The sequence below is a fragment of the Streptomyces sp. NPDC001315 genome (assembly GCF_042896175.1).
Lineage (GTDB): Bacteria > Actinomycetota > Actinomycetes > Streptomycetales > Streptomycetaceae > Streptomyces.
Map to the genome: position 1 here is coordinate 420211 of NZ_JBIAWZ010000004.1, position 13237 is coordinate 433447.

Sequence of the window (13237 nt, forward strand, 5' to 3'; positions counted from 1 at the left end):
ACGAACGGCGCCCCGATCCCACCACGGACCCGCCACCTCAGGTGAAAGCGGAGAGGTCCTCCATGTGAAACAGGACGAACGTTTCCCAGGTGCGTTGGGAGCGTGCGTTGGGGCGTGTGATGGGGGCCGGCCGGGCGGGACGGCTGGAATGGAGGAGGCACCGCCCGGCTGGGCCGACGTAAGGAGAGGCCGGGGGTGTCGGGCGGCACCAACCCGCCCACCGCCACCGCGGACAAGCAGACCTACAACTCCTCCATCAAGGACTTCAGCGCGCGGATGAAGGGGGCCGGGGTCGACGTCGAGCTCAGCAACCACGGGTTCTGCGACCACGGCCTGGAGCGGATGGAGGAACTGCGCAGCAATCCGGACACCACCGACAACCCGTTCGTCGTGGGCACCTCCGACGCCCAGCTGTTCATGCAGGTGATGCGGAACATGCTCCTCGGCCGCATCGCACAGGACCAGGAAGGCACCACCACAACGGCGACGGCCCTGGCCGCCTCGACCGCACAGACAGGGGGCTGCGGCTGCTGACCTTCCCCGCCCCGGCATCACGTCGGCGAGGTGACGTGAGCAGCCGCCCTGCCGTGGCCCGCCTTCGGGAACCGGTCGAGCACCGCCCGTAGCTCTTCGGCGCCGACGTTGGCGCCGAAGAGCTCGGTGCCGGGCTGCAGCCGAACGCCGTCGGCCAGGCGGCCCGCGTTGACGGAGGCGAAGCCGAGCCGGTCGACGAGGTGCGCGACGGCAGCGAGGGCCGCGGGGTCGTCACCGGCGACGGCGATGGCCTTGCGCCCGGCCACGCCCGCGGGCCGTGCCCCCTCCTCCAGGTCGTGGTAGCCCATGTGGTTGAACGCCTTGACGACCCGCGCCCCGGTCAGGAACCGCTGCACGGTCTCGCTGGAGGAGACCTCGGGGTCACTGAGGTCGTCCCGCACACCGTCCGTCTCCCACCAGTAGTTCATGGCGTCGATCACCAGCCTGCCGCGCAGCGCGTCCGCGGGCAGCGTGCGGTACTTGCCCAGCGGCAGCGCGAGCACGACCGCGTCCGCGCCCGCCACGGCTTCCTCGACGGTGACCGCGACCGCCCCCGGAGTCAGCACCTCGACCGTGAGCGCGATCTTCGCCGGGTCCCCGGAACCGGCGATCAGCACCCGGTACCCGGCTCCGAGCGCGAGCCGCGCCAGCACCGTCCCGACCTTTCCCGCGCCCAGGATGCCGAGCGTCCGTACGTCGCCGAAGTCCATGTCCACTCCTTCCGTTCTTCCGTACGTCCGTAAGGTCAGCCCGCGAGGATGTCGCGGACCATCGGAACGACCTTCGTGCCGTACAGCTCCACCGCGCGCAGCCGGGCGCTGACCGGCATGGTGCCGGAGCCGTAGATCATGTCGAACCGGCCGACACCGAGGCCCTTGATGGCGGCGGCCATCTTGCGGGCGACCGTCTCGGGCGAACCGATGTAGAGGGAGCCGTGCTCGATCTCGCGCTCGTACTCCGCCCGGCTCACCGGCGGCCAGCCGCGCAGCGCACCAATACGGTCGCGCATGACCTTGTAGCGGGGCCAGTGCAGTTCACGGGCCTGATCGTCGGTGTCGGCGACGAAGCCCGGCGAGTGCATGCCCACGGGGTGGGCGGTGGTGCCGAACTGCTCGGTGGCCCGCTCGTACAGATCGACGTACGGGGCGAAGCGCGTCGGGCTGCCGCCGATGATGGCGATCATCAGCGGGAACCCGTACTTCGCGGTGCGCACGACCGACTGCGGGGTGCCGCCGACACCGACCCACGTGGTCAGCCCGTTCTCGGTTTTGGGGAACACGTCCGCGTCGGTGAGTGGCGCCCGCGTGGTGCCACTCCAGGTGACGGGCTTCTCCTCCAGGAGCTTGGCGAAGAGCTCGATCTTCTCCTCGAAGAGCACGTCGTAGTCCGCAAGGTCGTAGCCGAACAGGGGGAACGACTCGGTGAACGAGCCGCGCCCCAGGATGACTTCGGCCCGTCCGTTCGACAGGGCGTCCAGGGTCGCGAACCGCTGGAAGACGCGGACGGGGTCGTCGGAGCTCAGGACCGTCACCCCGGATCCGAGCTTGATCCGCTCGGTGCGGGTGGCGATGCCGGCGAGCACCGTCTCCGGCGTCGAGATCGCGTACTCGGGTCGGTGGTGCTCGCCGAGAGCGAGGGCGTCGACCCCGGTCTGATCGGCGAGCACGGCCTCGTCGACGACATGCCGGATGGTCTGCGCGTACGAGACGGAACGGCCGGAGTCGTCCTCCGGGACGTCGCCGAACGTGTCCAGGCCGAAGAGAACGTCAGACATGGATGACTCCTTCATGCGGTGGGGCGGGGACGGGGAGAGGAGGCGTGGGCTCACCAGGCGTAGGGACCGAACCGCCCCCAGGCGATCACCACTGCTATGACGAGCAGCACCGCGCCGGGACCGATCTGGGACCACTCCTTGCCGCGGGCGTGCGTCATGACGGCGCCAGCCATGATCAGCGCCGTACCGGTGGCGGCGAGCGCGGTCAGCACCGGGGCGATGCCGGTCGCGGCAGGCAGCACGAGACCGAACGCAGCGAGCACTTCGAGCGCCGCGATGGCCTTGACCTGGCCCGCTCTGAAGCTGCGGGCCCACGGCATGGACTCGGCGGTCTTCTCGTACGGCTGGACGAGCTTGCCGCCGCCGGCGGCGAGAAGAACGAGCGCCAGCAGGATCTGCAGGATCCACAGAAAGACGTGCACGGGTTCAGTCCTGTCGACGAGTGGGGATGGGGCTTGGCGATCCGGACGAGAGCATAAACGGACTTCACCCCGCTTAATATTTCCGGGGGTAGGTTGGAGCTCATGGACAGCCCCTTTGTGCCGCTCGGGCGGCCCCGCGCCGAGCGCGCCGACGCCGCCCACAACCGCGAGCAGCTCCTGGCCACGGCTCGCGCGATGGTCGCCGAGATGGGCGTCGAGAAGGTCACGATGGACGGCCTGGCCGAGCGCGCGGGCCTGGGCAAGGGCACCGTCTACCGCCGCTTCGGCACCCGCGCCGGGATCTTCCACGCGCTCCTGGACGAGGACGAGCACGCTTTCCAGGAACAGGTCATGAGCGGCCCGCCCCCGCTGGGCCCCGGCGCCGCCCCCCTCGACCGACTTGTCGCGTACGGCCGTGCCCGCACCGCCTACTTGGCCGACCATCTGACACTCGTCCGCGCCTCGCTCGACCGCAATCGACCGGCCCCCGCCGGAGGGGCGTCCACGCTGACCCGGCTGCACCTCCGCATGCTCCTGACGCTCGCCCGGCCCGGCGTCGCCGACCTTGACACCCTCGCCCTTCAGCTGACAGCGGCGCTGGAGGGTCCGCTGCTGCTGTTCCTCTCCGCACCGCAGCCGACGAACCCTCCCGACCCTCGGGCGGCGGACCGCCTCGGCGACGGCTGGCAGGCGCTGGTCGAGCGGCTCTGCGGACGCTGAAGTGACCGCCGGAAGGTCCCCTCCGGCGGTCACAACGGTCAGGAGTCAAAGGTCAGGAACGCTCCAGGAACGCCTGTACCTTGGCCTTGTAAGGCTCGCGGTCGTACGACTTCACGTACGCGCCCGCCATCCGCACCGGGTCGCCGAAGAAGTAGTACTCGTACAGCGAGGAGAAGGCCGCGCAGCGGCAGATCGAGCGTGACAACCTCGACGAGCTGATCGCCGACTTCGACAAGACCCACGGCCCCGCCGATCCCGAGGGCGTGGCCGCCAAGCGGGCCAAGCTCACCGGCGGCACCTCCTCGGACGCCGGGGCGGCCGCGTGAGCGGCGCGCTCGTCCTGGACAGCGAGGCGCTGGCCAAGGCCGTGCAGCGCGACCGGGAAGTCCACGAGTGGCTCACCGCCGCCCGCGACGCCGACCTTCCGGTGATCACCTCGGCTGCGGTGCTCGTCGAGGTCATCCACCCTCGGATCAACGACGCCGCCTTGAAGTGGACGCTGTCGCGGCTGCGGGTAGAGCCGGTCATCCAGGCCATCGCCCAGTCCGCTACCGCCCTGCTGCGCAGGGCCGGACTGCACGGCCACAAGTACGCCATCGACGCCATGCTCTGCGCCACCGCCCTCGCCCAGCCCGGCCGCGTCACCATCCTGACCTCCGACGTCGAGGACATCGCCATGCTCACCACCGACCACCCGCGCGTCACCGCGGAGAAGGTCTGACTCTCGTTGCCTCAGATCTACGCCTCACGCCGAAGCCGACACTGAACGAGCGACGTCCACCAGCACGCCGCGCTCGGCAGCACCTGCCGACGCAACCCGGGTCCGCCAGGGCCTTCCTCCACCACCCCGTCCGCACTCCCTCCATGGCGCACCGCCTTCCGGCCACATCGCAGCGGTGACACGGCCGACGCCTTACCCGCTGCCGCCCGCCTCTGGCTGTGACGCGTCGGGCAGCGGGAGCTCAATGCGGAAGGTGCAGCCCTGCCCGGGGGCGGTGACGAGGGTGAGGCGGCCGTTGTGGGCGGTGACGAGGGCGTGGGCGATGGCGAGGTCGAGGCCCGAGCCGCCGGTGGTGCGGGCGCGGGAGTCGTCGGTTCGGTAGAAGCGGTCGAAGACGCGGTCGCGTTCGGCGGGGGTGAGGCCCGGGCCCTCGTCGGATACTTCGAGGACGGCCCGGTCGTCCACGGTGCCGACGCCGATCGGGGTGCCGGGCGGGGTATGGGTGACGGTGGGCAGCGGCCACCGTCGAGCGCCTCGACCCGCTGAGCTCACCACCCCGGTTGCCCGACGTCCCCGACCCGCGAGCCGACGACCTAAGGCCCTTCCTCGGGCACTGGAGCCCTTACGGACCGACCTTTGAGCGCCCGCTCCGCCAACGTCCGGCCCGCTGAACCAGGACATGCAGGAACTCGGCCGATTTTCCTTCAAGTTCCGGCAAAGACAGCCCGGCGGGAACGCGCCCTCCACCTGGCATGACCTGCATGATCAATCAGGTGACGTCCCGTCAGAACGAGCGGCATTTGAGCGTCACGAGCGTCATTTCAGCGTCAAGATATCGCCCGTAACGCCCACACCACACATGATGCTCACACACAAAACCGCAGGTCAGGAGCCCTTCGCGGCCGGTTCGAGGATGGCGACGCACTCCACATGATGCGTCATGGGAAACAGATCGAACGCCCGCAGCGTCCGCACCCGGTACCCCCCGTCCCGGAAGTACGCCAGATCCCGCGCCAGCGCCGCCGGATCGCACGCCACGTACGCGATCCTGCGAGCACCCAGCGACGCCAGGTGGGCCACCGTCTTGCGGCCGGCGCCGGCGCGGGGCGGGTCGAGGACGATCAGGTCGACCTCGGTGATCCCGGTGCGCGGCAGGACGCTCTCGACCTTGCCCTGCTCGATACGCACCCGGTCGAAGCCGACGAGGTTGTGCCGGGCGTCCTCCACCGCGCGCTTGCCGGACTCGATGCCGAGCACCGCGCCCTGCTCGCCGACCCGGTCGGCGAGGGCGCCGGCGAAGAGGCCGACGCCGCAGTACAGGTCGAGGGCCGTGTCGCCCTTGCGCGGCAGGAGGCCCTGCATGACGGCCTTGACCAGGGTGTCGGCGGCCATCGGGTGGACCTGCCAGAAGCCACCGCTGCCGACGCGGTAGGTGCGGCCGTCGGCGCGCTCGCGTACGAACGCACGGCCGTGGACACGATGGATGCCGCCGTCCTTCTCCTCGACGCGCATGACGGAGACGGGCTTGTCGAGCTCGACGAGGGGCAGGCGGGCGCCGGGGCGGGGTTCCAGGATCACCATGCGGTCCTGGGAGCCGGTCGCGGCGATCGCATCGACGGAGGCCATGCCGGCCCAGTCGCGCTTCTCGATGCCGAGCTCGCTGACGCCCGGCGCCGCGATCATGCAGTGCTCGATCGGCTCGACCTCGTGCGAGCGGTGGCGGCGCAGGCCGGCGTTGCCGTCGGCGTCGATCGCGTACTGCACGCGCGTGCGCCACTGCGGTACCTGGCCGGCGGGCAGCTTGTCGCCCTCGGCCGGCATCACCGTGCCGTCCCAGCCGGCCTCCTCGGGCGTGAGGCCCGCGAGCCGCTGGAGCTGCTCGGCGATCACCTCGCCCTTGAGCCGCCGCTGGGCACCCGGCTTGGCGTGCTGCCAGTCGCAGCCGCCGCAGCGGCCGGGACCGGCGTAGGGGCAGGGCGCCTCGACGCGGTCCTTGGAGGCGTCCAGCACCTCCACCGCGTCCGCGCGCAGGAAGGGGGCCCCCTCCTCGCCCTCGGTCACCCGCGCCACGACCCGCTCGCCGGGCAGCGCGTGCCGGACGAACAGCACCTGGCCGGCGTCCGTACGGGCGATGCAGTGACCGCCGTGGGCGACGGGGCCGATCTCGACCTCGTACTCCTCCCCCACCAGCGACTTCTTCGGTTCTGCCTGCATGGCGGGGTGACTCCACAACATCGAAAGAGGAACGGCCGGACAACAGCCCACCAGTCTACGTGGGTGTCGTCCGGCCGTTCACCACGAGCCCGCCGCGCGGAGTGAGCCGAGCGGGGTCAGCTCTTCGCGGTCGACGACTCCTTCGGCCGCTCCTCCGCAGGACCGCGCCGCACCGCGCCCGGAGCGTTCCACTCCTGCCGCTTGCGAGCCCGGTTCCGCGCCACCTCGGAGGACTCCAGCTGGTACGGCACCGAGGTCACCATGACGCCCGGCGTGAACAGCAGGCGGCCCTTGAGCCTCAGCGCGCTCTGGTTGTGCAGCAGGTGCTCGTACCAGTGGCCGACCACGTACTCGGGGATGATCACGGAGACCGCGTCGCGCGGGGACTCCTTGCGCAGGCTCTTGACGTACTCGATGATCGGCCGCGTGATCTCGCGGTAGGGCGAGTCGAGCACCTTCAGCGGTACGTCGATACCGCGCCGCTCCCACTCCTCCCGCAGCACCTTCGTCTCCGCCGGGTCGACGTTGACGGTGAGCGCCTCCAGGGTGTCCGAGCGCATCAGCTTGGCGTAGGCCAGGGCGCGCAGCGTGGGGCGGTGGATCTTGGAGATCAGGACGACCGAGTGCACGCGGGACGGCCGTACGCTGTCGTCGCTCGGGCCCTCCGGGGCCGCGATCTCCTCAGCCACCCGGTCGTAGTGGCGGCGGATCGCCGTCATCGTCGCGTAGAAGATGCACATGCCGAGCAGCGCGACCCACGCGCCGTGCGTGAACTTGGTGACGAGGACGACTACGAGGACCAGGCCGGTGAAGAAGGCGCCGAAGGTGTTGATGGCGCGCGAGCGGACCATGTGGCGACGCTTGGCGGGGTCCTTCTCGATGGCCAGGTGGCGGTTCCAGTGCCGGACCATGCCGGTCTGGCTGAGCGTGAAGGACACGAACACGCCGACGATGTAGAGCTGGATCAGTCGGGTGGAGTCGGCGCCGTAGATGACGACCAGCAGCATGGCCGCGCCGGCCAGGAGCACGATGCCGTTGGAGAAGGCCAGGCGGTCGCCGCGGGTGTGCAGCTGGCGCGGGAGGTAGCGGTCCTGGGCGAGGATCGAGCCGAGCAGCGGGAAGCCGTTGTACGCGGTGTTCGCCGCCAGGAACAGGACCAGGGCGGTCGCCGCGGCCAGCACGACGAACAGGAAGCTGCCCTTGCCGAACACGGCCTCGGCGACCTGGGAGATCACCGGGTTCTGGACGTAGCCGGAGCCGAGAGGGTTGCCGTTGTGGAGCAGGTCGGCGGCCGGGTTCTCGGCCATGCGGACCTTCGTCGTCATGGCCAGGGCGATGATGCCGCAGAACATGGTGACCGCGAGCAGACCCATCATGGCCAGCGTGGTCGCCGCGTTCTTCGACTTGGGCTTGCGAAAGGCCGGGACACCGTTGGAGATCGCCTCGACGCCGGTGAGCGCGGCACAGCCCGAGGAGAAGGCGCGCAGCATGAGGAAGACGAGCGCGAAGCCCGCCAGCCCCTGGTGCTCGGCCTTGATCTGGTACGCCGCCGTCGGCGCTCGCATGGTGTCGTCGAGGACGAGTCCGCGGAAGGCACCCCAGGCGATCATGATGAAGACGCCCGCGACGAAGACGTACGTCGGGATCGCGAACAGCGTGCCCGACTCCTTGACGCCGCGCAGGTTCATCAGTGTCAGGAGCACGATCACGGCGACCGCGCAGAACACCTTGTGCTCGACGACGAAGGGGATGGCGGAGCCGAGGTTCTCGATGCCGGAGGAGATGGAGACGGCGACGGTGAGGACGTAGTCGACGAGCAGCGCGCTGGCGACCGTGAGACCCGCCCTGGGACCGAGGTTGGTGGTCGCCACCTCGTAGTCGCCGCCGCCGCTGGGGTAGGCGTGGACGTTCTGTCGGTAGGAGGCGACCACGGTGAACATCAGCACGACGACCGCGAGGGCGATCCAGGGGCTGAAGTGGTACGCCGACACGCCCGCGATGGACAGGACCAGCAGCACCTCTCCGGGCGCGTACGCGACGGAGGACAGCGGGTCGGAGGCGAAAACGGGGAGGGCGATGCGCTTCGGCAGGAGCGTTTCTCCGAGCCGATCACTGCGCAAGGCGCGCCCGATCAGAATCCGTTTGGGCACGTCGGTCAGTTTGGACACAACAGAGGATCGTAGGCCTTCGAACAGAAGCTCGCCCACCGGCCGGCCGAGATCTGCCTCACGGGTGAATTCGCGGACGCGGCGGGCGACGGATTCCGCAGGTGGAGCCGCCGCCGTGCCTAGATGTCTGAACCCCGCCGTCGCCGACCCTCGGAGGTTCCATGTCCACGACCGCAGAGCTGATCGGCGCCGCCGTGGCCCTTGTCGGCCTCGGATTCCTGACCCTGCGCAGCGTGCGCAGCATCACGCGCCGCCGACCGCCGCACCCCCCGTGACCGAGGTGGGGTCCCGGACCGGTGGGGTCCGGGACCCGGCCGATCCGCGCACGCGGTACACGCTGGGCACCCCGGGCACGGCCGGACGTCGCCCACGCCTGTGGCATATGCGGTGCGCCGCGCCGCCGACCGCCGTACTCCCATGCCGGGGGCACCGCCGCTCTCCTGCGACTTCATGGCCCGGCAGGCCCTGGCTAGCGGTGGTGCGGAGGATGCGGTGGCGGGGGCGGGATGGTGGCGATGCCCGGGGCTGGTTCGGGCCAGACGAGGAGGACGGGGCAGGGGGCGTGGTCGACGACGAAGCGGCTGGCGGGGGCGAGGCTGCGGGGCCCCAGGTGGGTGCGGTCACCGTCGCGGGCGAGAATGAGCAGGTCGGCTCCCTCGACAGCGGCCACGACCTCCCGCTCGATGCGTCCCAGCCGCTCTTCGCGGGCGCAGGGACGGGCGAGTCGCTCGGCAGCGGTCCCGAGAAGGGCTTCGGCCGACGTCCGGGCCAGATCCTCCACACGGGTGCCGGGGTCCCGTTCGGGGTGGCCACGGCCGAGCAGTCCGGCATACGCGCCGTGCGCGGCGCCGGGCACGTCGTGACCGGTGACGTGCAGCAGGACGACGTCGGCATCGTGCGGCGCGTGCGAACGGGCGGCGTCGATGCAGGCCGGCCAGGTGCCTTCGACGATCCAGACAATGACCCTCACGTGATCAGCCTCCGATGACGTGCAACGACACCCACAGTGCTACCACGCCCAGTCCCAGGGCCGGCGGCACGACGAGAAGTCCGAGCCGGGTGAATTCCCGCAGTTCCACGGCGGTGTCGTGCTCGTGCAGGATGCGTCGCCACAGCAGGGTCGCCAGAGAGCCGGCGTACGTCAGATTCGGCCCGATGTTCACTCCCAGCAGCACCGCGAGGACCGCGCCGGACCCGGCCGGAGCGGTCAGCGGCAGCAGGACCAGGACGGCGGGCAGGTTGTTGATGACGTTCGCCAGCACGGCGGCCAGCGCCGCGATCCCCAGCAGGGCGGGCAGACCGGTCCCGCCGGGGACCAGGCCGGCGAGGGCCGCGGCGAGGCCGTTGTCCACGACCGCTCGGACAACGATGCCCAGCGCCAGCACAAAGGCAAGGAAAGGCACGGCCGCGGCACGGACGATCGCCCCGGGACTGGTCCGGCGCCGGACGAGGGCACGGGCGGCCAGCACCAGCGCACCCGCCAGGGCCGCCCACACCGGCTCGATGCCGAGCGCGGAGGTGAGCACGAAGCCGGCCAGCGTGCCCGCCACGGTGACCAGGGCGAACGCCGGCAGTTCGGGAGGGTCCGCGGCGAGTGGGGCTTGGGCGCCGGCATCGAGGTCCGCGGCGAAGAAACGCCGCAGGACCACGTACTCGACGCCGATCGCGACGAGCCACGGCAGCGCCATCAGCTCGGCGAAGCGGGCGAAGCTCAGCCCGCTGACCGCGAACGCCAGCAGGTTGGTCAGGTTGGAGACCGGCAGCAGGAGTGAGGCCGTGTTGGACAGGTGCGTGCACGCGTACACGTGCGGCTTGGGGCGGGCGCCCAGTCGCGCGGCGGTGGCGAACACCACCGGGGTGAGCAGCACCACCGTGGCGTCCAGGCTCAGCACCGCCGTGATCACCGACGCGGTCACGAACACCTGCACGAGCAGCCGGCGCGGCCGCCCCGCCGCGGTCCGCGCCATCCACGTCCCGGACGCGTGGAACAAGCCCTCGTCGTCGCACAGCTGAGCCAGCACCAGCACCGCCGCCAGGAAGCCGACGACCGGGCCCAGCCGTGTCACCTCGGCCCACGCGTGCTCCGGCGAGATCGCCCCGGTGCCGATCAGGACTCCGGCAGCCGGAACCGCGACGGCCGCCTCCGGCCAGCCCCACGGGCGCACCACCGCACAGGCCAGCACTGCCAGGAGCAGGACCACCGACATGACCTCGGCGACCGACGTGTTCAGGATCGACTCCTCGCGGATTGTGGCAGCGGCGACACCTCATCGAACCAGACGCGCCTCGTCCACAGCGCCAACCACGGCTCGCGATCCCCGCCTTCCACGGCCGCGCCCGCGCCAATGCGTACGCGGATGCTGGCACGGACGACGTTGCAGCATAAGCTCGTTTCGGGCAACGCCGCATGCTGTTGCCCCGTTGTTGCCCGGCAGACTGAGAGAGAAGAGTGAGCAGCGTGTTTTCGCAGGTCAGCGGGATGACCAGGACTGCGGGGTAGGGCTCGGTGCACATCGTCATCATGGGCTGCGGCAGAGTGGGTTCCGCTCTCGCCCAGACCCTGGAGCAACAGGGGCATACGGTCGCCGTGATCGACCAGGACCCCACCGCCTTCCGACGACTGGGCTCCTCTTTCGGCGGTCGTCGGGTCACCGGAGTCGGCTTCGACCAGGACACCCTGCGCGAGGCCGGCATCGAGGAGGCCGGCGCCTTCGCGGCGGTTTCCAGCGGCGACAACTCGAACATCATCGCGGCGCGCGTGGCCCGCGAGATGTTCGGCATCGAGAACGTCGCGGCCCGCATCTACGACCCCCGGCGCGCCGAGGTCTACCAGCGCCTGGGCATCCCGACGGTCGCCACGGTCCGCTGGACGGCCGACCAGATGCTGCGCCGTCTGCTGCCGTCCGGCGCCGAGCCGCTCTGGCGCGATCCCACCGGCGGCGTACAGCTCGCCGAGGTGCACGCCTCCAGTTCCTGGGTCGGCCACCGGATCAGCGAGCTGCAGGAGGAGACGGGCGTCCGCGTGGCGTTCCTGACCCGCCTCGGCGAGGCGATCCTGCCCACCTCGCAGACGGTGCTGCAGGAGGGTGACCTGGTGCATGTGATGATGCGCAGCGACGACGTCGAGAAGGTCGAGGCGTCGTTCGCCGAGGGCCCGAAGGAGGGCGGTCACTGATGAGGGTCGCCATTGCCGGTGCCGGTGCGGTCGGCCGCTCGATCGCGGGCGAGCTGCTGGAGAACGGCCACGAGGTCCTGCTCGTCGACAAGGCGCCGACCGCCATCTCGGTCGAGCGCGTCCCGCAGGCGGAGTGGCTGCTCGCCGACGCCTGCGAGATCACGTCCCTGGACGAGGCGGCGCTCCAGCGCTGCAACGTCGTGATCGCCGCGACGGGCGACGACAAGGTCAACCTGGTCGTCTCGCTGCTGGCGAAGACGGAGTACGGCGTTCCGCGCGTCGTCGCCCGTGTCAACAACCCGAAGAACGAGTGGCTCTTCAACGAGTCGTGGGGCGTGGACGTGGCCGTCTCCACCCCGCGTCTGATGTCGGCCCTGGTCGAGGAGGCGGTGAGCGTCGGCGACCTGGTCCGGCTGCTGCGCTTCAGCCACGGCGACGCCAACCTCGTCGAACTGACCCTGCCGGAGGAGTCGGCCCTGGCCGGCACCCAGGTCGGCGATGTGGAGTGGCCCGAGGACACATCCCTCGTCACCATCATCCGCGGCACCCGCGTCCTCACCCCGTCCCAGGAGGACTCCCTGGAGGCGGGCGACGAACTGCTCTTCGTGGCCGCGCAGGCCCGCGAGGAGCAACTGGAGGACCTGCTGTCGGTGCGCCGTGAGGACACGTCGAGCTAGTCGCCCCGAGGGTGACGACGATGGGGCGCCCGGAAATGTCTCCGGGCGCCCCATCGTCGTCACCGCGTCTGTGGTGCCTACCGGCGGTGACGTCCGCCCGTCGCCTCGCCCTGCTCCGCGGACAGGGCGGCCTTCCTCTCCGCCTCGGCCTTCTCCTCCGCCTCCATCTCGGCGAAGACGTCGATCGGCGCGGGCGCCTTCGCCAGGAGGAGCCAGGTGATCCAGACGGCGAGCAGGAAGGGCGGGATCTTCAGGGCGACCAGGACCCAGCCGAGCTGGGCGGTGTCGGCCCACCAGTACAGCGGGAAGATGATCGCGCACTTGGCGAGCAGGATCAGGCCCCAGGCCCAGCTGGCCTTGGCATACGCCTTCTTGCGACCCGGGTTGCGGGTGCGCCAGGAGAGGTTCTCCTTGAAGACCGGGCCGAGGATCAGGCCGAGCAGCGGCACACCGCACAACGTGGTGATGATGTACGCCAGTGCCAGGCCCAGTGTGTAGAGCATGCCGGGCAGGTAGAAGTCCTTGGCGTTGCCGGTCATCATCGCGAACACGACACCGAAGGCGACGCCGAAGACACCGCTGAAGGCGTGCTTGACGGTGTCCCTCATCACGAGCCGGACCACGACCAGGACGAGCGACACGGCCACCGCGGCGATCGCCGACCAGTGCAGGTCTTTGTTGATCGTGAAGATCGTGACGAAGAGCAGGCCGGGCAGCACCGTCTCGACCATGCCCCGCACCCCGCCGAACGCCTCGAAGAGCGCGGCCTCCGTCACCGTCCGGGCGTCGTCCTGCTGGGTGTCCTGGGTCGGCTTGTCGAGCGACGTCACCG

Annotated in this window: 14 protein-coding genes and 1 pseudogene; 5 read left to right on the forward strand and 10 right to left on the reverse strand. The window is 70.5% G+C overall.

What is annotated here, in order from left to right; all coding sequences use genetic code 11:
- Positions 1-195 precede the first annotated feature (195 nt).
- On the forward strand, positions 196-534 hold the full coding sequence (locus tag ACFY16_RS15310) for a hypothetical protein (protein ID WP_390647592.1): 339 nt from the start codon (positions 196-198) through the stop codon (positions 532-534).
- Between the two features lie 17 nt (positions 535-551).
- Here the strand turns inward: ACFY16_RS15310 and ACFY16_RS15315 are convergent, their stop codons facing one another.
- From ACFY16_RS15315 to ACFY16_RS15325, 3 genes are read right to left on the reverse strand one after another with little or no spacing between them, the layout of a single operon-like run.
- Positions 552-1244, reverse strand: a complete 693-nt coding sequence (locus ACFY16_RS15315) for an NADPH-dependent F420 reductase (RefSeq protein WP_390647593.1) — start codon at positions 1242-1244, stop codon at positions 552-554.
- 35 nt (positions 1245-1279) lie between these two features.
- Complete coding sequence (locus ACFY16_RS15320; protein ID WP_390647594.1) at positions 1280-2308, reverse strand: LLM class flavin-dependent oxidoreductase; 1029 nt, start codon at positions 2306-2308, stop codon at positions 1280-1282.
- A 50-nt stretch (positions 2309-2358) separates the two neighbouring features.
- Positions 2359-2730 carry a DoxX family protein gene (locus ACFY16_RS15325; protein WP_390647595.1) on the reverse strand — a complete coding sequence of 124 codons (372 nt, stop codon included), beginning with the start codon at positions 2728-2730 and terminating at the stop codon, positions 2359-2361.
- A gap of 102 nt (positions 2731-2832) precedes the next feature.
- Between ACFY16_RS15325 and ACFY16_RS15330 the strand changes: the two genes are divergently transcribed.
- A complete protein-coding gene (locus ACFY16_RS15330; RefSeq protein WP_390647596.1) occupies positions 2833-3450 on the forward strand; it encodes a TetR/AcrR family transcriptional regulator in 618 nt (205 codons plus the stop codon).
- A gap of 52 nt (positions 3451-3502) precedes the next feature.
- Here the strand turns inward: ACFY16_RS15330 and ACFY16_RS15335 are convergent, their stop codons facing one another.
- Positions 3503-3580, reverse strand: a complete 78-nt coding sequence (locus tag ACFY16_RS15335) for a hypothetical protein (RefSeq protein ID WP_390647737.1) — start codon at positions 3578-3580, stop codon at positions 3503-3505.
- Positions 3581-3772: 192 nt separating this feature from the next.
- On the opposite strand from ACFY16_RS15335, the gene ACFY16_RS15340 reads away from it, so the two are divergent.
- Entirely contained in the window at positions 3773-4171 is a 399-nt protein-coding gene (locus tag ACFY16_RS15340; RefSeq protein WP_390647597.1) for a type II toxin-antitoxin system VapC family toxin, read from the forward strand.
- 192 nt (positions 4172-4363) lie between these two features.
- Here the strand turns inward: ACFY16_RS15340 and ACFY16_RS15345 are convergent.
- The 5 genes and pseudogenes from ACFY16_RS15345 to ACFY16_RS15365 all read right to left on the reverse strand — a co-directional run.
- Positions 4364-4678: pseudogene (locus ACFY16_RS15345) on the reverse strand (sensor histidine kinase); the annotation flags it as partial.
- A 378-nt stretch (positions 4679-5056) separates the two neighbouring features.
- Positions 5057-6385 (reverse strand): class I SAM-dependent RNA methyltransferase, encoded by a 1329-nt coding sequence (locus tag ACFY16_RS15350; RefSeq protein ID WP_390647598.1) that lies wholly within the window; start codon positions 6383-6385, stop codon positions 5057-5059.
- Positions 6386-6501: 116 nt separating this feature from the next.
- The gene (locus tag ACFY16_RS15355; RefSeq protein ID WP_390647599.1) at positions 6502-8553 is read right to left on the reverse strand and encodes an APC family permease; all 2052 of its coding nucleotides are present in this window, start codon (positions 8551-8553) and stop codon (positions 6502-6504) included.
- Positions 8554-9022: 469 nt separating this feature from the next.
- Positions 9023-9523: a universal stress protein gene (locus tag ACFY16_RS15360; protein ID WP_390647600.1), complete on the reverse strand. Its 501-nt coding sequence runs from the start codon at positions 9521-9523 to the stop codon at positions 9023-9025.
- A 4-nt stretch (positions 9524-9527) separates the two neighbouring features.
- On the reverse strand, positions 9528-10760 hold the full coding sequence (locus tag ACFY16_RS15365; RefSeq protein ID WP_390647601.1) for an SLC13 family permease: 1233 nt from the start codon (positions 10758-10760) through the stop codon (positions 9528-9530).
- 299 nt (positions 10761-11059) lie between these two features.
- Between ACFY16_RS15365 and ACFY16_RS15370 the strand changes: the two genes are divergently transcribed.
- Positions 11060-11728: a potassium channel family protein gene (locus ACFY16_RS15370; protein ID WP_390647602.1), complete on the forward strand. Its 669-nt coding sequence runs from the start codon at positions 11060-11062 to the stop codon at positions 11726-11728.
- Positions 11728-12405: a TrkA family potassium uptake protein gene (locus ACFY16_RS15375; RefSeq protein ID WP_351146343.1), complete on the forward strand. Its 678-nt coding sequence runs from the start codon at positions 11728-11730 to the stop codon at positions 12403-12405. Before ACFY16_RS15370 ends, ACFY16_RS15375 begins: the two co-directional genes overlap by 1 nt.
- Before the next feature lie 77 nt (positions 12406-12482).
- On the opposite strand, the gene ACFY16_RS15380 is transcribed toward ACFY16_RS15375, so the two are convergent.
- A complete protein-coding gene (locus ACFY16_RS15380) occupies positions 12483-13235 on the reverse strand; it encodes a DUF3159 domain-containing protein (RefSeq protein ID WP_390647603.1) in 753 nt (250 codons plus the stop codon).
- Positions 13236-13237 lie beyond the last annotated feature (2 nt).